The sequence below is a fragment of the Moorena producens PAL-8-15-08-1 genome (assembly GCF_001767235.1).
Taxonomy (GTDB): Bacteria; Cyanobacteriota; Cyanobacteriia; order Cyanobacteriales; family Coleofasciculaceae; genus Moorena; species Moorena producens_A.
Genome location: NZ_CP017599.1, coordinates 2477873 through 2501687, shown reverse-complemented (window position 1 = coordinate 2501687; position 23815 = coordinate 2477873). Strand labels below are relative to the sequence as shown.

Annotated in this window: 10 protein-coding genes; 5 read left to right on the top strand and 5 right to left on the bottom strand. The window is 42.3% G+C overall.

Annotated elements, in window-relative coordinates; translation table 11 throughout:
* Positions 1-20 precede the first annotated feature (20 nt).
* The 5 genes from BJP34_RS09625 to BJP34_RS09605 form a co-directional block, all read right to left on the bottom strand.
* Positions 21-302 carry an acyl carrier protein gene (locus BJP34_RS09625; RefSeq protein ID WP_070392160.1) on the bottom strand — a complete coding sequence of 94 codons (282 nt, stop codon included), beginning with the start codon at positions 300-302 and terminating at the stop codon, positions 21-23.
* 103 nt (positions 303-405) lie between these two features.
* On the bottom strand, positions 406-1143 hold the full coding sequence (locus tag BJP34_RS09620; RefSeq protein ID WP_083305078.1) for a DevA family ABC transporter ATP-binding protein: 738 nt from the start codon (positions 1141-1143) through the stop codon (positions 406-408).
* A gap of 71 nt (positions 1144-1214) precedes the next feature.
* On the bottom strand, positions 1215-2387 hold the full coding sequence (devC, locus tag BJP34_RS09615; RefSeq protein ID WP_070392159.1) for an ABC transporter permease DevC: 1173 nt from the start codon (positions 2385-2387) through the stop codon (positions 1215-1217).
* A 336-nt stretch (positions 2388-2723) separates the two neighbouring features.
* Positions 2724-3956, bottom strand: a complete 1233-nt coding sequence (locus tag BJP34_RS09610) for an ABC exporter membrane fusion protein (protein WP_202972135.1) — start codon at positions 3954-3956, stop codon at positions 2724-2726.
* 1007 nt (positions 3957-4963) lie between these two features.
* The gene (locus tag BJP34_RS09605) at positions 4964-7057 is read right to left on the bottom strand and encodes a PEP-CTERM sorting domain-containing protein (RefSeq protein ID WP_070392157.1); all 2094 of its coding nucleotides are present in this window, start codon (positions 7055-7057) and stop codon (positions 4964-4966) included.
* 642 nt (positions 7058-7699) lie between these two features.
* Between BJP34_RS09605 and BJP34_RS09600 the strand changes: the two genes are divergently transcribed.
* The 5 genes from BJP34_RS09600 (at position 7700) to BJP34_RS09580 (ending at position 23762) form a co-directional block, all read left to right on the top strand.
* A complete protein-coding gene (locus tag BJP34_RS09600; protein WP_070392156.1) occupies positions 7700-7942 on the top strand; it encodes a hypothetical protein in 243 nt (80 codons plus the stop codon).
* Between the two features lie 1258 nt (positions 7943-9200).
* Positions 9201-15653, top strand: coding sequence for a type I polyketide synthase (locus BJP34_RS46345; protein ID WP_083305076.1), 6453 nt, complete (start codon positions 9201-9203; stop codon positions 15651-15653).
* A gap of 102 nt (positions 15654-15755) precedes the next feature.
* Positions 15756-17093: a phthiocerol/phthiodiolone dimycocerosyl transferase family protein gene (locus BJP34_RS09590; protein ID WP_158517105.1), complete on the top strand. Its 1338-nt coding sequence runs from the start codon at positions 15756-15758 to the stop codon at positions 17091-17093.
* A gap of 102 nt (positions 17094-17195) precedes the next feature.
* Entirely contained in the window at positions 17196-18923 is a 1728-nt protein-coding gene (locus tag BJP34_RS09585) for an SDR family NAD(P)-dependent oxidoreductase (RefSeq protein ID WP_070392154.1), read from the top strand.
* Between the two features lie 87 nt (positions 18924-19010).
* Positions 19011-23762, top strand: a complete 4752-nt coding sequence (locus BJP34_RS09580; RefSeq protein WP_070392153.1) for a PfaB family protein — start codon at positions 19011-19013, stop codon at positions 23760-23762.
* The last annotated feature ends 53 nt before the right edge of the window (positions 23763-23815 follow it).

Genomic DNA, 23815 nt, shown 5'->3' with positions numbered 1-23815 from the left:
CACTACTGGCTGCTTGATGTTTAGTCATTCGCATCTTCAGCTAAACGTTCTGCTAGGGCTTCAATGTTAGGATAGTTCCACAACAGGGTGGGAGATATCTCACGGCCAAGATAGTTTTCCAATCTACCTAAAAGAATCAAAGCATCTGCTGATTCTAAGTTGTAGCTTTCAAATGGTTCCTGGATATCTATCTCTTCAGGATCAACCTCCAGTCGTTGGGCGAGATGGGAAACTAACCAGGCTTGAATAGCTTCTTCAGTATGACATTCTTGATCGATTTTATCAGCGATAGTTTCAAGCATTGTGTTTACTTTTTTAGTTATTTTTAATTTGCGATTATTCAAAAGCAAATTACCAATTTTTAATGGCTAATTGCCGTCAATTTATTTTAATTAATGGCAATTTTCAATTTTCAATTTGTTTTTCGACTTTTTCCTTTTGGATTTCGTCATTAGCTGGTTGTGGTGTGAGTAGATACCCGTCTTCCATACGAAGGATGCGATCAGCAACATCCAAAATTCTGTTATCGTGAGTCACCATCAAAATTGCACATCCTTGCTCAAAAGCTAGTCGTTGCATAAGATCAACCACATCTCGACCTGTCTTACTATCTAAGGCAGCAGTTGGTTCATCTGCTAAGACCAATTTGGGATGATTGACTAAAGCACGAGCAATGGCTACCCGTTGTTTTTGCCCCCCAGAAAGGTTTTGAGGGTAGTGATTAACTCGATCCCCCAGCTTAACCAGTTGGAGCATGGCTTCAGCTCTAGTGCGAGCTTCCCGGTGAGAGATGCCTCGATGCAGTTCAATCGCCATTTGAACATTTTCTCGGGCTGTCAAGAACTCTAGTAAGTTGTGAGCTTGAAAAATATAACCAATGTGGCTACGCACTTCCACTAATTGGGCAGGACTAGCGCCATACAATTCTCGGTCTATAACTTTTAGACTTCCCTCTTGTACAGAACGCAATCCTCCAATTAAGGTCAACAACGTTGTTTTACCTGACCCCGATGGCCCCGTCATAATGACAATTTCTCCAGATTTTATTTCCAGATTAATGTCAAATAAAATTTGGCTCCGTAATGACCGTTGACCCAAGTAATGATTCAGTTTTTTTATATCAATCAAAATTTCTTGGGACATCGGTTTATTGGATTATAATCTAGTAATTATAAAGTTTATAATCTAGTAATTATCAATTTTTTTAAAGAAAACTAGAAAATATCAGCTGGATCAGCAGACCGCATTTTATTAACAGCCAATATGCCAGAAGCAAAACACATTAAAATTGTTACTATTAAAACTAGAGAGGCTTGATCAAGTCTCATCTCCATTGGTAATCCAGTAGCAGTTTTTGCCACATTATACAGACCTAAAGAGATAGCAAATCCTGGAATATAACCTAAAATAGCTAATATAACAGACTGTTGGAATACTACAGATAATAAGTATTGATTTGGATAGCCAATTGCTTTTAGAGTGGCATAGGCAACTATGTTAGTAGAAATATTGCTATGAAGAATTTGATAGACAATAACTATACCAACAACTGATCCCATAAATAGCATCAGAGCAAGGATAAAGCCAACAGGAGTTCTGGTCTGCCAATAGTCTTTTTCAAAGTCAACAAATTCTTGATAAGAAAAAACTAAAACATCTTCAGATAAGTGGTTTTTCAAATTTTGTAAAACTATTTCAGGATCAGCATCAGGTTTGAGGGTAATGACTCCTACATCAACCATTCCTGAATTGAGATCGAATATCCGGAACAATGTTGAGTCGCCAACTATCAAATTACCGTCCACCCCAAAAGAAGGTCCTAGACTAAACAAGCCTCCAACCTTAACTCGATATCCTTTTCTAGCTGCAAAACCAAATATTTCGATAGTTTGTTCCGTGTTTCCCTGCTCAAAGTTCTCAGCAATTGGACCAAACTCAGGTCTAGACTTCCGATCAAATAAAACTACATTAGGAAGTTTGAGCATATCCAGATTTTGATTAACTTCCGGGGAATTAAGCACAGGCTTTCCTGGATCAAAGCCAATAATATAGATTGAGTACTTTTGATCAGTAATGGGATTTTTGAATTTCGCAAATCGTAGATATAACGGACTAACTGCTTCTACTCCATTAAATCCTAGAGCCTGATATAAACGCTCTCGTGGGAAGCTTTGCTTAGCGGTCAGAGATTTATATTGGGAACTGATTAAAAACAAATCACCGTTGATAATTTGATGCACCTTGGTAGCACTAGTATAGAGAGAATCATTAAACCCAATTTGCATAAAAATAAGAACAACGATAAACGCAATACCAGCGAGAGCAACGATCAAACGAACTCTTTGTCTCGCTAGTTGTAACCAGGCAATAGGAAGTTGGAGAATCATTATTCAAGCATTGTGGTAAATGGGATGTCTGCGGAATTTAATATAGAAATTATCAATGGGGTGAGGGACTTTCGTCCTGGGTTTTAGGGAGTAGGGACTAGGAATAGGAATGCGGCGCTGCATGACTTGACAATAACGATAAGTAGGTGGGCATAAATAAACGTTAAAAATCAAAATACGAAAATGAAGCTGAAAGCCTTTATTAAAGGGGTTTTAAGCATTTTAAATCTCAATCGCTATTTTACGGAGAATTCAGCCCACCTACTTATACAAACATCAACCATTTTGGTAAACCTTTATTGCTGGATTCAATACTTATGAATCTGGTTAACCGAGTTACAGGTGAATCATGACCTCTACTTGTAAGTTAGTAAATGCTGCAATTCGTTGACTGTCTAGGAAATCATTAATGCGGATTTTAACGTCCACTACTTTACGATCCGTATCTGATCCAGGATTAACATCAAAAACCTGTTGTCTGTCAATTTGTAAACCAATCTCAGCGAGTGTTCCCTGTATTTTCCCATCAAAAGCAGCGCTAGTCATAGTAGCTTTTTGACCCAGATGGACTTTGCTAATATCCGTTTCATGGACTTCTGCGATTACATACATCTGGTCGGTTTGACCTAGCTCAACAATCCCATTACTGCCAATAATTTCTCCAGATTTGGTGTGAACTTTCAGGACTTGTCCATCGATAGGAGAACGGATGTAGGTTAAATCCAGTTCAGCTTGAGCAAGCTTGACAGCAGCGATCGCACTCTCAATCTCTCCCTGAGCTATTTGTACATCTACTGGACGAACCTCAGTAATACGGTCTAGATTGGCTTTAGCTTGACTGATCTGTTCTTGACCGGTGTCCATAGTCCGTCGCCGAGTCGCTTTTGCTTCATTAATTTGCTCTTGAATCGTTTCCACAGTTCGTTTCAGAGCAGCATTTGCTTCATTAATTTGCTCTTGAATCGTTTCCACTTGCAGACGTTTACTGTCAAAAAGAGAGGCAGAAATTGCACCTTCTTGATAGAGTTTTTGATTACGTCGATACTCGGCTTGAGCATTACGCAATTGGGCTTGTAAGCGAGCCAGGGTTGCTTCCTGTGTCGCCACTTCCCCTCGTAACTGAGCTTGTAAGCGAGCCAGGGTTGCTTCCTGTGTCGCCACTTCCCCTCGTAACTGAGCTTGTAAGCGAGCGATCGTTGCCTCTTGTGCCGAAATTTCTCCTGCCTGAGCCCCAGCTTTGACCTTGTCCAGACGAGCTTTAGCAACTTTAACCTTTTGCTTAGCTTGTTCTAAAGTAGCAAGACGAAGAGCATAACTGTCTAGCAGAGCGATGATTTGCCCTGCCTTAATCTTGTCTCCTTCCTTCACTAAGAGTTGGTCAACTCGGGTACCTCCTACAGAATTAGGGGCAGACAAACGAGTAACTCCTCCTTGAGGCTCTAGACGTCCAAGGGCAGTGACCCCAACCATGACCATGGTATTTTCTGGGGAATTTGATATAGAAGCTTGACGTTTCGATTCAAATTGGGGCAAGCCATAGAAATAAATCCCCCCAGTAGCTAAAGCCATAGCTGCTGAGAAAATCAGATACCACTGACTTACAGGGTTTGTAAATGATTGATTTTCCTTATGCACGATAATCCTTAGTTGGCAATAGTAGTGGAGAAGTGCATGGCAATGCCACTGGGTTCACTGTATAATAAATTCTGTTGTACATTAACCTCATCTAAGAACATGAGGCAGGAAACATGGATAGTTTGAATTGGCTAAATTTGCTATTGATTCAGCAAGAAAACAAAATCATAGATATATAGCATTTATTCATTCGGTGAGATACTTTTGTCCTGGGTTAATGGGAGCAGGAATCCCCCCTAACCACCCTGAGTAAGGGAGGAAGGGAGTAGGGAGTAGCGAGAATAAAATTGACTTTACCTCATAAGTAGGATAAACCCTATAGGATCTTGACCATCACTAGATAGCACTAGTATTTAAAAAGTTTTTTAATTTGGTAAAAATAAAATTATTTAAGAATGTTGGCAGTACACGACTGAACCTATATGTTCTATTTTATTTACCGGCAATTACCCTAAATTAAATTTTATTTGATTGGTAAATTAACCTTATTTATCTACTTCTAAATAGTATGTCATGATCGGCAACTTATCGCAAGGGAATTTTCGTAATATTTTTTAAAGATTTTTTAAAGCCTATCCAGGACGATTACTTGAATTAAGATATATTTTTTTGATTATTTTTGGTATTTGTTTTATCAACGTAATAGTTATTTTGTATAGAAAAAAAAATTTGCGCTTTAAGCAAAGTCTTCGGAGTTAAGCAGTGAACCCAAAAATCAATTTTATATTTTGCTCACTATACTCCACACCCTATACCCCAAAACCAGTCTAAATCAATAAGCTTGGAGCTTAAGTACTAAGTCTGAGAAAGCGGTAGAAGACACCCTCAAGCAAGACCCCTCAGGTTTTAGCTACTCGGTTTTAGCTACTCTGAGTAGATCACAAAGTTACGAAATAATAAGCTTTTGGTGCTGTTAGCTTAATGGTTTTAGATTAAACGTGTTAAGTACTTTTTTTGGAGACAGTGGTGTGGAACTTCTTACCAAGTCTTTTCTTGAACCCAGCACCAAAAATCAGTGTGGCTAAGGAACCCAAAATGGTGGTGGGTTCAGGAGCTGAAGGCACAGATCCAGCAGAAAGGCTGGAACTAGCTACCCAGGCATCAAAGGATCCGGCATTAGCTCCTCCCAAAGACCCATCAGTAAATCCGGCTAAGTAAACCTGAGCAGCCTGCTGGGCATCAATACCAAATAAGGCAAAGTCATCTTCGGGGGTTCCAAACTGGTCAGTCATCAACAGGTTACCGTCACTGTCGAACTTGGCAATAAAGACATCATTGAGTCCGGCATTGGTTCCTCCTAAATCACCATCAGTGATTCCTGAAATATAAATAAAGCCGTCACTGTCGATGTCAATAGCAAAGGCGCTATCAGAACCAGAAGTCCCAATCTGTTGAGTCCATAGCTGGTTGCCATCCGTGTCATACTTAACCAAGAAAGCATCATAATACCCAGCATTCGGTCCCCCTAAAGAGCCCAGGGTAAATCCTGTGCTGTAGACATTACCAGAGCTATCAAGAGCAAGATCCCAGGCAAAATCATAATTAGAAGTACCAAACTGCTCAATCCACAACTGCTCACCGTTACTATCAAACTTCGTCAACCAGCCATCATACAAGCCAGCATGCTCTTCGCCTAATTTACCAGTAGTAAATCCTGTAGCAAAGACATTACCATTGTTGTCGGCGGCGACACCGTAAAGTTCGTCAAACTCAACAGTACCAAACTGTTTAGCCCACAACTGGTTACCATTGCTATCAAACTTGGCCACATAGGGATCATCAAACAGGGGAATGGGCTCTTCTGATCCAGCATTTACTCCCCCTAAGTCACCTGTAGTATATCCCCCAGTGTAGATATTACCGTCATTATCAACGTCAATTGCAAAGGCAGTGTCGAATTGCTCAGTTCCATACTGTTGACTCAACAGCGTGTTGCCATTACTGTCTAACTTAATAAAATAGGCATCATCTCCTCCAACGACCGACCCTCCTAAGTTACCCGTGGTGGTGCCTGCAATGTAAACATTGTCAGCGCTGTCAAAGCTAATATCAAAAGAGCGGTCCTCACCAGAAGTCCCCAACTGTTTAACCCACTGTTGTTGACCCTGGCTATTGTATTTAGCTACGTAGGCATCTTGAGATCCAGCATTGGATTGGCCCAAGTCCCCTTGAGTCCATCCTGTAACGTATACATTACCAACGCTATCAGTACCAACGTTAAACGCGATATCAACACTGGCACTTCCCAACTGCTGAGCATTATCGAAAGCTGCTTGTTGGGATGGGGGAGTATTATCGTATTCAAAGTAGTCACCATCTACACTCAGACCAGAAGCTCCTGGCAAAATGGCGATCAGATCAGGTCTAGGATTATTCAGATATATGGCTGTGCCATTTTTTTTCGGTCCGATCGGTTTCAGAGTATAATTACTTGAGTCGCCGTGAAGCCGAATAGTATCTTGGTTGGGATCGAAGTCTCCAATTAAAGCATAGTCCTTCTTCCCTCGGAATCCGGTACCGCCAGCGTAGTAGGGATTATTTTCATCCCCCAACAAAAATCGGTCTCTGGTAGGGGCATTGGCGCTCGATCCGTCACTAGTACTATCAGGACCACCAATTAAGATATCAATTTCTCCTTGACCAGGTATAGGAGCACCAGGATCGACACCCAGTAAAATATCATTGCCAGTACGAGTGAAAATGATATTAGTCCCTGAATCCCCTACAAAAGCATCGGGACCGGGGGTGCCTACTTTCAGGACAGTAATAAATTCGGATAATATATTATCTGAGGTTTGACTACTACCTGATGTTCTGCTGTTGACTATGGGCAAAGGCAATAGTCTTTTCAAGAATGAATTATTATTGGAAATCCTTCGATTGTTTGACGATAGGCTGCTCAAAAAATTCCTGATTTCAGATTCTTCCTGATCAGAAAAATTTAAGGACTGAGATGTAGCAGGTTTGACCTCAACTCCCAAAATTCCTAAAGTAGCTAATAAAATATTAGCGGTAGCAAAAATGGAGGCTTTCACCAAAATTAAAACTCCCTATTCTTCCTTGTACTTGGTAGAAAAATTATGCTCCCAGGCGGCTTTGGTCAAAACCATGACCGTTTCTGAAGTCATATAGGGTGATTGAGGCTACAGTCTGTCATCCCTATTAGAGGTAACGGTAAGGTAGTGGTCAAGGCATTAGTTACAACCAAGACAAATATTTATCCTGAGATAATTAACTCAAATTACCTAAGCAGCCGCTAGCTTCTAAACTAATTGTTGCATACCCCGACCCTATCCAACCACAGATTTTGGATATCTTTATTGAAAAAACATAGTGAATTATCAATGATAGAAGTATTTACTAAAACTGTCAAGGTATTGGCGATGACTCTAGATAAAATAAAATTCAAAAATTGCCTTTGGAGAAAATTACTATGTATAAAATAGCTATTATTCGGCTATAAAAATACGTAAAAAAATATTAACAACCCTTATAAAATAGACTTTTTTATTTTTAGGTACTTTTTAACGTTATAGGCACGATCTCGGCCTGTGCGGGTAAATTTTATGTCTTTACCAATTTTTTACCATTACTTGATCTTGATTTTTCGGAATTTCATTCACAGTTTTTGAATGATTGTATAGAAGTTCTGTATAAATCAATTACGAATCAGGCATATGACTCATCTACAAGAGGCAGTTCTACTCATTATCGGAGCAGCTGGTGCTTTTGGACAGGAGTTAACCCGACAGTTATTCAAGGCTGGCAGCCGATTAATTCTATCTGATCTCGAAGAAGTCATTATCCGTAAACGGGCTGAGGTGATTTGGCCTGAAGTGGGTACAGGGGATGTGATCCCATGCCTAGGAACTGATCTTTCTTCTCGTGAGGGATCTCAAAGCCTAACACCTAACACCTAACACCATTAACCTTGCCCTAACCCTCAAAAGTCAATTGACAGAGTCCTAGTGCTTGACGGATCAAAGCTCTACCTAACGCTAGAATCGCCATTATCTTAATCAATAATTTATACAAAATTCATCAAATCTATTTCTGATAATTGTAAAATTGGATGATTATTGTATTTAAGTTATTATTCAAGCTGTAACTCTGGATTTCTTTGTAAAACTACATGGATAATTCAAACTAATTTGACGATGCTAACCCTAGTTTAGCTCAACAGAAAAAAACGGTGACAGGCGATAATCCTGTGCTAATTGTTTAATAATAGTTAGTTTATTTATTGATTTATTAGCTGTTTAAAGGTGTCAATACTTAGAGATTTTATAGGTTAACTTCAGATAATTTATCTACGATAAATGTAGTCAATGTTGTCATTTATCCCAACTATATTGCTGCTATCGGTCTACATAGACTTGCTCTAGAGAAAAAATTTGCTATTTTAGGGTAAGCATTCACCTCTAAACTGCTGAGCTAACGTGCTACGGGCATGGTGTACAAACAGCTAATCTAATCCAACATCTGATCAATAAAGAGAGTTCCCCCATAAGCTTGTTTTCGTGAGCGACGCGCTTCGTGATGGGTTGCTCCTTACTCGGTTCTGTTCCAGGAATCATGAATAGCTGATACCTGGCAAGTACAATAAGCACGTAGGGCGTTAGCTGATGGCTGAATAACTCAGGGGATGACAAGCAGCTTGAAAGCTGGATTGGATTTGGGGTGACTGGTTGTGGGATATAGGGTGAAATTAACCCGTAATTAAAACCTGTTAATCATAAATGAACCAGATAGAGTAGTTTGCTGGGAATTCAGGGGCTAATTTATGATCAATAAACCTGTCAATAAGCGCTAAGAGTGGTAAGGGTTAAAACACAATCAACCCTGCTCCTACCCTACTTCCCTCTATTCCCACACGTCCCTCTCTTGGTAGTTTTTTAGGTCTCTTTACAAACAGTCAACAATAAACATTCAGCACATGAAATTTGTAAAAAGATTATCCAAGTCATCCCCTAGGGCAATCCATACTATTTACAATAGCTTAAATAGCATTAATGATTGGTAAAAACTATATTTTGTTAATACTATTAAAATTGATTTAAAAGCCGTAAACCTAAATAAATAAACTTGGCAATTCAGTTTATAACACTAGTTTGATAATCACCAAAAAATGAAACTATAAATTAAGTTAACTAGTTTACCGTGGTTAAGAATCAGTCTATGTCTAATTCTAAACTTGACATGGCATTGGCCCAGCTCCAAGAGGACTTGGATAGCTTTGAAAAGAATCTGATCCAACGTATCCAAGGGAAAGACACGATGTCGGATAAATTAACAGAATCAAGCAATATTAACCAAAAACTGCCACAAACTCCTATCGCCATTGTTGGCATGGCATCGCTTTTACCGAAAGCCAGAAATTTGCAGGAATACTGGACGAATATTCTTGAAAAAATCGACTGTATTACGGATGTTCCTGCTTCCCACTGGAATGTAGACGACTACTACGATCCAAACCCCAAGGCACCGGACAAAACCTACTGCAAAAGAGGCGGATTTATCCCACATATCGATTTTAACCCCATGGAGTTTGGGCTCCCTCCGAACATCCTAGAAGTAACAGATGTTTCCCAGTTGTTAAGTCTAGTAGTGGCAAAGGAGGCGATGGAAGATGCGGGCTATGGCAAATCCCGGGAGTTTAATCGAGAGCGTACTGGGGTAATCCTAGGCTCGGCACTGGCAAAACAACTAAGTACACCACTTTCAGTGAGATTGCAGTATCCGATTTGGGAGAAAGTCCTAAAAAGTAGTGGGTTATCCGATCAGGATACTAAAAAAATTGTAGAAAAAATAAAGCTAGCCTATGTGCAGTGGAACGAAAATGCCTTTCCCGGGATGCTAGCTAATGTTATTGCTGGACGCATTGCCAACCGTCTAGATTTGGGGGGAACAAACTGTGTAGTGGATGCTGCCTGTGCCAGCTCATTAGGTGCTTTAAAAATGGCAATGAGTGAGCTGAGTGAGCATCGCGCTGACATGATGCTGACTGGAGGAGTTGACACGGATAACTCTCTGTTGGCCTATATATGTTTCAGCAAAACCCCTGCCATCTCGCCAAGCCAAACTATAAAGCCTTTCGATGCTGAGTCGGATGGGATGATGCTGGGTGAAGGCATCGGGATGCTGGTACTTAAACGTCTGGAGGACGCGAAGCGAGATAATGACACAATCTATGCTGTGATCAAAGGCATTGGTACCTCCAGTGATGGTAAATATAAAAGCATTTACGCTCCTCGCCCAGAAGGACAAGCGAAAGCCTTGAAGCGGGCTTACGAAGATGCAGGTTTCTCTCCTACCAGTGTCAGCCTGATTGAAGCACACGGCACGGGGACTAGAGCTGGGGATCCCAGTGAATTCAAGGCTCTAAAGGACGTTTTTAGTGAAAACAACCCCAAAAAACAGTATGTTGCTCTCGGTAGTGTTAAATCCCAGATTGGGCATACCAAAGCTGCGGCTGGTGCAGCTAGTCTCATCAAAACTGCCTTGGCTCTACACCACAAAATCTTGCCACCTACTATCAACATCACCAATCCCAACCCATCACTGGATATTGATAATTCACCATTTTATTTGAATACTGAAACCCGACCCTGGATTCGCGCTGAAGGAGATAGTCCAAGGCGTGCTGGTGTGAGTTCCTTTGGCTTTGGTGGCACGAATTACCATGTTGTTCTCGAAGAATATGAACAAGAACACAATCATGTCTATCGTTTACACCACACTTCCGAGTCGATTGTCCTGTCTGCGCCAACACCAGACCAATTGTTAGCTCGTTGTGAAGATACCTTACAAAAGTTGCAGTTTAAAACTGGAGAGCAGCACTACCAGGAACTGATTGATAGCTGTAAAGCTGAAGAAATTCCGGTCACTGAAGCTAGAGTGGGGTTTGTGGCGGATTCTCTAATACAAGCTTGCAGATGCTTACAAACCACTATTAACTGCCTGAAAAACAGACCACAAGCACAATCGTGGAATCATCCCCAAGGGATCTACTATCGTGACAGTGGCATGAAGCTGGAAGGAAAAGTCGTTGCCCTATTTTCAGGCCAAGGTTCCCAGTATCTAGAAATGGGGCGGGAACTGGTGATGAATTTCCCTTGTTTGCGCCAGACCTATGGTTATATCGATAGTCTGTTCCTCAAGGATAGTTTGAAGCCCGTTTCAGAAACGGTTTTTCCTGCGCCTGTGTTTGATACAGCTCAACGGCATATCCAGGCTGAAGTACTGCAACGTACAGATTATGCTCAGCCAGCCATTGGAGCCTTCAGTGTTGGTCTTTACAAGATTCTGCAACAGGCAGGATTTAAGCCTGATTTTATTGCTGGACACAGCTTTGGAGAACTCACTGCTCTCTGGGCTGCTGAAGTTTTGAGTGATGAGGATTACTTTTTCCTAGTTAAAGCTAGAGGCCAAGCAATGGCAACCCCAGATGATCCAAATTTTGATCCGGGAGCAATGCTGGCGGTGAACGAAGAAGTTAATCGAGTCAAAGCGGTTATTGATAGTTTTCCTAAAATTACCATTGCCAATTTCAATTCGAATCGCCAAGTGGTCTTAGCCGGTTCAACAGCAGAAATTGCGAAGGTACAGGAAGTGTTGACTGAAAAAGGGTATTCTGCTATATTGCTGCCAGTTTCCGCTGCCTTCCATACTTCTCGGATTGGACATGCCCAAAAAGCTTTTGCTCAAGCCAGCGAAGCAGTTACCTTCAAAAAAGCAAAAATTCCTGTTTATACCAATGTGACTGGGGAGCGTTATCCCACTGAACCAGAAGACATTAAAAACATTTTGGGAGTAAACTTGAGCAAGTCAGTACTGTTCAAGCAGGAAATCGAAACTATCTACAATGCAGGGGGGTATTGCTTTGTTGAGTTTGGACCTCGGAGCATCCTGACCCACTTAGTAAAGGATATCCTTGGTGATAAACCCCATGTCGCCGTAGCCTTAAATGCAAGTCGTCAACAGGATAGCGATCGCCAATTGCGTCAAGCGGTTATCCAGTTGCGCGTTGCTGGTTTGCCCTTGAAAAACCTCGACCCCTACCAAATTGAGCCTCCAGCACCCAAGACTGACAATAAAAAACCCCTCAATGTCCGCTTAAATTGCGTTAATTATGTGTCAGAAAAGACGAAAAAGGCTTTTGAAAAGGCTTTGCAGGATGGACATCAAGTGACATCTCTTGGTCAGGATAATGGGGCAAGTCATGTGAGCACAGTGGAAACTCAACTGACACAAATGCTCACCAATGGAGATGGGTCTAGCCAGAGCAATGGTAAGACAGCTCAGGCAAATTATCAGGGGAGTTCTTCAACTAATAAGCTTGTCACTCCACCAACACCATCCCAGAGTAATGGACATCGCTCTAGCCAGAGCAATGGTCACACAGCTCAGGCCAATCATCAGCGGAGTTCTTCAACTAAGCTTGTCACTCCACCGACACCATCCCAGAGTAATGGACATCGCTCTAGCCAGAGCAATGGTCACACAGCTCAGGCCAATCATCAGCGGAGTTCTTTAACTAAGCTTGTCACTCCATCGACACCATCGGTGAGTAATGGAAATCGGTCTAGCCAGAGCAATGGTCACACCGCAAAGGCCAATTATCAGGGGAGTTCTTCAACTAAGCTTGTCACTACTCCATCGACACCATCGGTGAGTAATGGAAATCGGTCTAGCCAGAGCAATGGTCACACAGCTAAGGCCAATTATCAGGGGAGTTCTTCAACTAAGCTTGTGACTCAATCGACACCATTGGTGAGTAATGGAAATCGGTCTAGCCAGAACAATGGCAAGGGGGCGATCGCCCAGAAGCCAGGAAACAGGATTGCACTCTCCCCATTCATCCAGCCCACATCTCGGTTACGTCCCATGGAGACTTCTCAGAGCAAACCCACATCAATTGCCACTCAACCTACTCAAAAGCCAAATGGGCATCTTGTGACCTCCTCTGGGAGTAGCACCAATGACAGGTCTGATGCCAAACCAGCACTAGCTCTTACTCAACCCGCTCTTGAATCGAACATGCTCTCAACACCAACTCTATCTGTAAATTCCCAACGTATTTTAGAGAGCTTAGAGTATAGCTTGAAGTTGTTTAGTCAACATCAAGGTGAAACGTTACAGGTTCACGGACAATATCTGAACAATCAGCTGGAATATGCCAAAACCTTTTTCCAACTGATGCAGCAGCAGCATTCCTTGTTTGGCAACAGCAACGGAACTGATCAACAAGTGCAAACGAAGCAACTTGTGATACAGAGCTTAGAACGCACTATGATGCAGTTTCACCAGCAGCAAGGTCAGACTCTCAACGTCCATGAGCAATATTTAAACCATCAGCTAGAGTATACCAAGAACTTTTTCCAACTGGTAAAACAGCAGTATCAAGAGGTTCTCAAAGGTGAGGTTGTTGATCAACCAGGGCTAGAAGCTGGTAATGGTAATCAATTGCTGGGGAATCAGGAGTTAACCACACAAGATACTTCTACAACGGTGACAACATCGGTTACTAGCGCTCAGGATAGTCTCAATAATTTGCCATCCACTACTAAACTGACTACAGAGACCAAGCAAAAAAATAAGTTAGTACAGAAACAGGATAGCCAAACTTCTGAGAATACCGAAGTTGTCAACCAAGAGGAAACATTGAAACCGAATCCTGCTGCTACTTTGCTCAAGGAGTCGAAGCCAGAGCCAGAGCCAGCTTTAAGCAATGTCTCAAAACCCGTTCAGGAAAGTCCAGTAGCTGAAGTTAAGGTTGAGCCAACAGCAAAAGTAGCATCTTCAGCATCAGCAGCCACGGATATTAATGGGATTGGTCAAACTCTGCTAGATGTGGTTAGCGAGAAAACCGGCTATCCAGCGGACATGTTAGAGCTGGATATGGACATGGAAGCGGATTTAGGGATTGACTCCATCAAACGGGTGGAAATCCTAGGTGCTTTGCAAGAGATGTATCCTGATTTTCCTCAAGCCAATCCAGAGCAACTCGGAGAACTGCGCACCCTTGGTCAAATCGTGGAGTACTTACAGTCGAATGGTTCCAAGGTTCTCCCTGTCCAACCTGAAGCAACAACCAACAGCTCAGCTAAGATCGAAACAATCGAATCTGAGCCAGTGGAAAGCAATGAGGTTCAACCAGTTGAAGAAAATCTAGGGGCAGAAACGCCCACACCATTACCAGCTACAGATGTTAAAGCCATCGGTCAAACTCTGCTGGATGTGGTGAGCGAGAAAACCGGCTATCCAGCGGACATGTTAGAGCTGGATATGGACATGGAAGCGGATTTAGGGATTGACTCCATCAAACGGGTGGAAATCCTAGGCGCTCTACAGGAGATGTATCCTGATTTGCCTCAAGCCAATCCAGAGCAACTTGGAGAACTGCGTACCCTTGGTCAAATCGTAGAGTACTTACAGTCGAATGCTTCAAAGGTTATCCCTGTCCAACCTGAAGCAACAACCAACAGCTCAGCTGAGATGGAAACAATCGAATCTGAGCCAGTGGAAAGCAATGAGGTTCAACCAGTTGAAGAAAGTCTACCGCTAGAAACTTCCACACCATTAACACCATTACCAGCTATAGATGTTAAGGCCATCGGTCAAACTCTGCTAGATGTGGTGAGCGAGAAAACCGGCTATCCAGCGGACATGTTAGAGCTGGATATGGACATGGAAGCCGATTTAGGTATTGACTCCATCAAACGGGTGGAAATCCTAGGCGCTCTACAGGAGATGTACCCTGATTTGCCTCAAGCCAATCCAGAGCAACTCGGAGAACTGCGCACTCTTGGTCAAATTGTTGAGTATCTTCAACAGCAGACAGCGACGACTGAAAAAAAAGAGTTCCAGCAGCAGCCTTCTAGTGAGCAACTTGACCTAGATCATAATATTCCACGCTGTTTGGTAAAACTTAAAGCTTTGCCTGAGCCAGATAGTTTGGATTTGACGTTACCTGACAAGCATATTGTTTTGTTAACCGATGATGGTTCACTCACTACATCCAAACTGGCTCAATCCCTAACAGAGCGTGACTGGAAAGTGGTGGTCTTAAGTTTTCCCCAATCCCTGATTGCAGAACAACCACCTTTACCGAAAGGAGTTAGTCGTATTGTGTTGAACGATTTGAGTGAGGAGCATTTGAAACAACAATTGGCAGCAATTACTGCTAACTATGGTTCGGTTGCTGCATTTATTCATCTCAATCCTGCCATTGGGACCGGGCCCAATCATGGGATTCGCTTTCTTGACCTAGAAAAAGCTCTTCTTAAGCAGGTATTTTTGATGGCCAAACATCTCAAACCATCACTTAATCAAGCGGCGCGTCAAGGACGGAGTTGTTTCATGACTGTTGCTCGTCTTGATGGAGCGTTTGGATTAGCACAAAACATGAACTTTGGTGCAATTGGTGCTGGTCTATTTGGATTGACTAAAACCCTAAACCTTGAATGGAAATCGGTATTTTGCCGGGGCATTGATCTGAGTCCTGATCTGAATGCTGAGCGCTCGGCTCAGTACATCATGGCTGAACTTCACGATCCCAACCATTATATTACTGAAGTTGGATATAGTTCACAGGGGCGAGTAACCCTCAGCACTGAACCATCCATCTAAATATAGTGCTTGAGTGCTGAGTGCTCAGTGTGACTAGTGGCAAAAATCAGGGTGCACCTTACCAAACTGGAACAATCAACCAAAACATTGAAGATGTTAACAATGTCGCCAATCTCGCCAGGAGAAACCCTAGACAGAAAACTAGTTCCTGTCGAGCAAGGGATGGAAATCTTAAATCGCCTTGCTAAATCCAGTTATGTAGTAACAATGAGTCGCGTCAAAGGACCTCTGAGTGAAGAAATCCTTAGACAGGCTCTTGACCTGATTCAATACCGTTACCCTTGTCTTAACTCTCGTATCGTTGGCTCATTAGATAATCTTTGCTTTGAAACTGAAGGGGTGTCCAAGATTCCTTTGCGTGTGGTTGACAATCTCTACAACGAACACTGGCAAGAGGTTGTTCTTGAAGAGCTGAATCAGGAAATTGAGAGTGATAAAGGTTTGATGCGGGCAGTGCTAGTTCGTGCTGAGAGTGAAAACAGTGCGAACTATCTGATTACATCAATCCACCACGCTATATCAGACGGCTTATCTTGTGTCCGACTGCACTCAGCAATTTTGACCTACTGCGATAAAATTCACTGTGGGGAACCAATAACTTCAGTGCTTCCCTTACCCATACTCCCACCCATAGATAGGTTAATTCCGATATCAACTAGGGGATTGCAAGGGATTTGGCATAGATCATTGCTATTATTACGAATAATTTTTAATCAGGTTTGGTATCGACCAAAAACTCTCGGGTTTGAGAAGTGCGTACCCATTAATTTACGCCGTTGTGGTATGGTGCAAAAATCCTTAGACAAAGGGTTAACCCAAGAGTTGATCAATCGTTGCAAAAAGGAAAAGACAACAGTACATGGTGCCCTGTGTGGAGCGATGCTGTTGACTGCCGCAAAAAGCATCACAGCAAATAAGAAAAAAAGGTTGTGTGTAAGTTGCCTATCCTATGTTGACTTGCGCAGACGCTTGGAACCAGTGGTCAGTGATGAGGTCATGGGGATGCTAATTTCAGGTGTTACCTCATATCACACCTTACAAAGCAATCTATCATTCTGGGATTTAGCTCGGAGTGTTAAAAAACAGCTCGAATCTCGTTTAAAAAAAGCCAATTTATTTAGATTTGTTATGATAATTAAAGCCGGAATTAAGTGGTTTATAAGGCACCCTAATAAAGGGTCGGCAACCGTATCTGTTACCAATATTGGTAAAGTCAATATTCCTAAACATTATGGTTCCTTTGAACTAGAAGAAATCAGCTTTGTTGCAGCCGAAGGAGCAGGTGGGGGTACGTTATCGGTTGCTGTCTCAACCTTTGAGGAAAAAATGATATTAAATTTTATATTTTCTGAGCCATCAATTAGTAAAAACTCAATGGAAAAAATGGCAAATAATGTCCTGTCGTGTCTTATTGATGGTTGCTTGACCAAGGTAGCTTGACCCCTAACGTAGTGCCACAAATGCTAGGTATAGACCCCTGATCATAAAAGTTAAATAAGAGTAACTATTTATAAATTAATTATCCAATTATTGGGAAACTTTATGATACAAACAGCTCAAATCAGTCAATCATCAGTGTTTCTTGTCAGTGGCGGAGCAAAAGGCATTACCGCTGAGTGCGTGATTCGGATGGCACAGCACCAACCATCCAAATTTATTCTACTGGGTCGTTCATCAATCATGAAAGATGAACCAGATTGGGCAAAGGATTGTTTTGATGAATCTGAATTGAAAAAACGGATTATGGAAAATATCCGTGCCCAAGGACAGAAGCCTACTCCCATGGAAGTACAACGGGTATTTAAGACAATTGCTTCGAGTCGAGAAATTCACAAAACTCTCTTGGCAATTGAACAGGCAGGCGGTCAGGCAGACTATATTGATGTTGATGTAACCGATGCTCTAGCCTTACAGCAAAAGCTGGCGACTGTGGTTGAGCGCATGGGTCCAATTACCGGTATTATCCACGGAGCAGGGGTTTTAGCGGATAAATTAATTGAAAAGAAATCGGAACAAGATTTTGAGACCGTTTATGGTACCAAAGTAAAGGGTTTGGAAAATCTGCTGAGTTGCGTCAGCCCAGGTCAACTGGATTATTTAGTTCTATTTTCGTCTGTAGCTGGTTTTTACGGAAATATCGGTCAGTCGGATTATGCGATCGCAAATGAAATTCTCAACAAATCAGCTCATCTGGTCAAGCAAAACCATCCCTCCTGCCATGTGGTTGCCATCAATTGGGGACCTTGGGACAGTGGTATGGTGACTTCGGAACTAAAGAAGGCGTTTGCTAAGCGCAACATTGAAATTATTCCGATCCCAGTGGGGACAAACATGCTAGTTAAGGAACTCGATAGTGCCAATCAGGAAACGGCGCAAGTGGTGATTGGCACTCCACTGGAACCAGTGTTAGGGGAGTTAAACCCTGAGTTACGAAGCTATCGTATTCGCCGCAAATTGACACTGGACGCTAATCCCTTTTTACACGATCACATCATTGCCGGTTATCCAGTATTGCCAGCTACTTGTGCCGTAGCATGGATTATTAATGCCTGTGAACAACTGTATCCCGGTTACAAATTCTTCAGTTACACAAATTTCAAGGTCTTGAAAGGGATTATTTTCAATAATAATCTGGCAAGTGAATATGTTCTGGATCTCAAAGAAATTGCTAAGACCAATGACGGTTCAATAGAATTTGAAGGAAAAATATGGAGTAAAAAAGAAGAAAGTAAAATTCCTTATCATGAGCATTATCGGGCTCAGATTAAGCTGGTCAGAGAAATCAAGAGTGCTCCCACTTATGAGACCGTTAACGTTGAGGAAGATGTTCAAATTCCTGAACAGATTAAATCACCATTATATCAAGCTGGAAAATGCACCTTATTTCATGGCCCTTCCTTTTGGGGGGTGAAACGGGTCTTGAATCTGACTTCTACAAAAATTACGGCAGCCTGTCGTTGGTCATCTATTAGTGACCGACAACAAGGGCAGTTTACAATTCAAACTTTCAATCCCTACATCGCTGATCTTCAGACACACGCTAATGGAATTTTAATTTATGCGTTTTATCAAGAGGAATTGTTACCTTCCCAATCGGAAAAATTTGAACAATTTGCCATGATCCCACCGGGAGAAACGTTTTATGTATCTACGGAGCTCAAATCTAAAGTAAATAAAAATGTCATTGTTGATATGATAGCCCATAATCGTGAAGGACAAATTTATTCCCGTTGGCTTGGCTGGAAAGGAACTATTTTTCCTTTATGGTAAAAGTTTTTTTTATCAAAGCAATTAATATTATAACGGAACTACATTTTTTTACAGCTATTAAAAGCTGTATTTTGTGATCAAAAATTTATGGATAAAATAGCAATAATTGGATTGTCTTGCCTCTTCCCTGATGCCAAAAATCCAGAAGAATTCTGGCAGAATCTGATTAGCGAAAAAGATTCTACTTCCGAATTAAATAAGGATGACATAGGAGTTGATCCGGCATTTTTTTTTAATCCATTAAAAAATCAACCGGATAAAAGCTACTCTTTAAGGGGAGGATATATCCGAGATTTTAAGTTTGATGTCACTGGATACAACTTGCCTTCAGAACTTCTTGAAGGGTTAGATCCTCTCTTCCAACGGTGCCTCTATGTTGCCAAACAAGCATTGCAACACAGCAATTATTTGAACAATGATAGGGTGCTCTCAAAGTGTGGTGTAATTTTCGGTAATGTTTCAAGCATTACTCAACTCTCGAATCAACTATTTGGATCGATTTATCAGGACACCATCGAAGCTGCACTTAGGGAGCTTTTGCAGAATCAAAACTTCCAGTTGGCAAAATTACCGAAATCTGACAAATTATCTCTTTATAATGGGATGAACTATGGCGCGCTTTCAGCCTTAGTCGCCCAAGCTTTTTCTCTATCCGATATTAACTATACCCTAGACTCTGCCTGTTCTTCATCACTGTATGCTGTGAAATTGGCAAGTCATTACCTACTATCCCACAAAGCTGATTTGATGTTAGCGGGAGCCGTTAGTCATGCTGATCCAATTTTCGCTCGGATGCTATTTTCTGGTATTCAGGCTTACCCTGAACATGATCTCAGCCGACCCTTAGATCAATCTTCCAAAGGTCTAACCCCAGGGGATGGGATGGGTATGGTGGTGCTCAAGCGCTACAGTGAGGCGATTCGAGATGGTGATCAAATTTATGCCACAATCTGTGGTAACGGATTATCTAATGATGGTCGGGGAAAGCACCTGCTGAGTCCGAACCCCCGAGGCCAAATTTTAGCCTATAAACGAGCCTATGCTGAGGCAAACATTAGTCCAAAGAGCATCGATTATTTAGAATGCCATGCTACTGGTACTCTCCTTGGTGATACCACTGAACTTGGCTCTGTAGATACCTTCTTTGGTCAGCATCAAGGATCTATGCTGGTGGGTTCTGTCAAATCTAATCTGGGTCACCTGCTAAGTGCTTCTGGTATGGCTAGCATCATTAAAGTCATTTTGAGTATGTCTAAGGGTGTAATACCCCCGACAATTAATATAGCGACTCCCCTCAGCTCTCCTAATAATGTGATTGCAGCGGAGCAAGTGGTTCGAGCTGCAACTCCCTGGCCAAACAATAGACCGCTGAAACGGGCAGCCATTAATACCTTCGGTTTTGGCGGAAATAATGCTCATTTGATTCTTGAGCAATCCACTCAGGTCGAACAAATCCCTGATTTTGAACCGGAAGCGTCTAAACCGGTGCCAGCTACTAAGATCGCGATTGTGGGCATGGACAGCTTTTTTGGCTCCTGTGATGGCTTGGATCGGTTTGAGCGCAGTATTTATGATGGAGCCCAGCATTTTATCCCTCTTCCTAAGCAGCGCTGGAAGGGCATTGACGAGGAACAACAATTGCTCAAGGACTATGGCTTTACAGACGGTAAAGCACCCTTAGGCGCTTACATCCAAGATTTTGACATTGAGACATTACGGTTTAAGATACCGCCTAATGAAGCAGACACACTCAACCCTGAACAACCGCTAATGCTTAAGGTAGCCGAGGGTGCGGTGAAAGACGCAGGACTAAGTGAGGGGGGAAATGTGGCAGTGATTATCGCTGCAGAAACCCAACTTGCTGCTCACCAGCTTCAGCAGCGATGGCATCTGTCTTGGCAACTCAAAGACAGTTTTGTTGACACGAATCAATCCTTACTCTCCGAAGCTATCGATAGCCTAGAAAGCATTGTTAAAGATAGCATTCACAACCAGGCAAAAACCAGTGACTATCTCGGTTACATCGGTGCGATCACAGCCAGTCGTATTTCTGCTCTGTGGGATTTCAACGGGCCTTCCTTGACCCTCGGTGTTGGGGAAAATTCCACCTTCAAAGCTCTAGAAACGGCACAACTATTACTCGCTGCTGGGGAGGTAGATGCAGTTGTTGTGGGTGCTGTTGACCTAGCTGGCGGCGTGGAAAATGTTTTGTTGCGAAACCAATTGGCAAAGGTCAACACAGGAGTCAATACCCTGAGTTACGACCAAAATACTAATGGCTGGATGGTTGGTGAAGGGGCTGGCGCTGTAGTTTTAAAGCGTCTTGATACAGCCCAGCAAGACCAAGACCGTATTTATGCAGTGATTGATGCCATCAGTTTGGTACAAGCCCGTGGGAAATCAGACCAGGTCAATCCTTTCCCGCAACCGCCTCTGGCTGAAGCTGTAATACAAGCCTGTCAACAGGCTCATACTCAAGCAGACATCACACCTGGGGATATTGGCTATTTAGAAGTGTTTGGTAGTGGAGTAGCTCAGGAGGATGAGGCAGAGATTCGTGGATTAACCCAAGCCTATCAAACTGCCAAGCCTGATTTAAACTGTGCCATAGGTAGTGTCAAGGCAAATATTGGTCATACCTATGTTGCTTCAGGAATTGCTAGCTTAATCAAAACTGCACTCTGTCTCTATCACCGATATATTCCAGCAACACCTCAATGGACTGGTCCTAAAATGCCGGAGGTTTGGCAAGGTAGTCCATTTTATGTGGCAACTGCATCAAGACCTTGGTTTTTAGCACCAGAGAGCACCAAACGAGTAGCAGCAATTAACGGTATGGGACTGGAGGGGAGTCATGCCCATATAATTTTGTCAGAGGAACAGACTCAGCACGATCGCAACAGGAACTATTTGGAGCAAACACCATTTTATCTGTTTCCCATTGCTGCTGATGGTCAATCACAGTTACTTGAGCAGCTGCATAATTTAGAAGAAACTATCGAAAATTGTGTTTCTCTATCTACTGCTGCTCGCCAAACCTTTACCAGGTTTCAAAAACGTTCTCAGGCCACTTATACCCTGGCAATTCTCGGACACAACAACGATGAATTAAAACGAGAGATCCAGCGTGCAATGAAGGGGATTCCCAAGGCTTTTGATACAGGTAAAGACTGGCAAACGCCTATGGGAAGCTATTTTACAGCTAAACCACTGGCTAAACGGGGTACCGTTGCGTTTGTTTATCCTGGTGCTTTCAATTCCTATATTGGACTAGGTCAGAATAGTTTTCAGCTATTTCCCAAACTCTACGAGGAGGCAGATAAACATGTCGCCAATATAGGTTCGATCCTCAGGGAAAGACTTCTTTATCCGAGGAGCTTAAATTCCTTATCCAGAAGGCAACTCGAAGTCCTTGAAGAGCAACTGTTAGACGATTCCCATACCATGCTCAAATCTGGAATGGCCTTTGGTGGAATCTTGACCATAATCATGAGGGATTATTTCCAAGTTCAAGCTCAATCTACCTTTGGCTACAGCCTAGGAGAACTTAGTATGATGATTGGTCAGTCCGTCTGGACTAACTATGATCAAGCTATCGATGGCTTAAGCTCCTCTGAGATATTTCGCACAAGACTGTCTGGTCCTAAAAACGCAGTTCGTGAGTATTGGGGATTACCCCAAGGCAATGATGATCAGCACAAACAAATTTGGAGTACCTATGTTCTGATCACTCCGGTCTCCCAAGTTGTGGAATATCTCAAACATGAGAATCGCGTGTATCTTACTCATATCAATACGCCAAAAGAAGTGGTAATTGCTGGTGATCCTCAAGCTTGTCGGAGGCTGATTGACACTCTCAAATGCGATGCCTTCCGTGCTCCTGCCGATGATGTACTTCATTGTGACGCCATGGCTTCTGAATACCATGAACTTGCTAGACTAACCAGTTTACCTATCGGCAGCAAACCAGAGACTATTTTTTATTCCGCAGCCGACTACAAACCCATTACCCTTGAGAGCCATGCCATTGGTCACGCGATCGCCAAGGGTCTTTGTCAGCCCCTCGATTTTCCTCGGCTAATTAACCAAGTTTATGACAATGGAGCCAAGATCTTTGTGGAGGTAGGCGCTGGGAGTACTTGTTCTAGATGGATTGGTGAAAACCTCAAGGATAAGGAACATGTCACAGTTTCCCTCAATAAAAGAGGTTCAAACGACCATACCTCTATTGTCAAAGCTTTGGCCAAGCTAGTTAGTCATCAAGTCTCTCTAGATTTGTCGCCGCTGTATACTCAGGAACCAGAAAATGCTGGTCAGCGGCGCTCAATGGTTAAAACCATAACCTTGGGTGGGAGCCGGATTAAGTCCAGAATTTTGAGCAATACTAACCAGGAAATTGCTGAAACTCTATCATCAAACGTCCTAATTCATAAGACTTGGGAACAGCCACAGACTTTGCCCAATGTTGAACCATCTGAACCCATAAATTTATCAAACTTTCAAAGTACTGTCCTAAACCATGAAAATAGTGCTAAGTGTGCTTTAAATCACTGCCTTACAAGCACCGAAAAATTAAACTATGGCCAGCCCATTAAAATGCCGCTGGATAATAATAGTTGGAGTCTAGAATTAGCCCAAAAAAATCACAAGTTTTGTCCGGAAATAACCCTAAGTGAATTACACAAAAATCAGTATCAAAAACTGAGTTATAATACATCTCGCATCACCAAAAACCATGCTGCTTTTTTAAGGAATCAACAAGAATCCTTGAAGCAAATTGGCGACATTATTCAGCAGAAAGTAACGTTTTCAAAGCAGTTGCTTGATTCTGAATCATAATTGTGTATCAACCAAATATGAAGCGTAAAACACTATTTTTATTGACTTGGGTA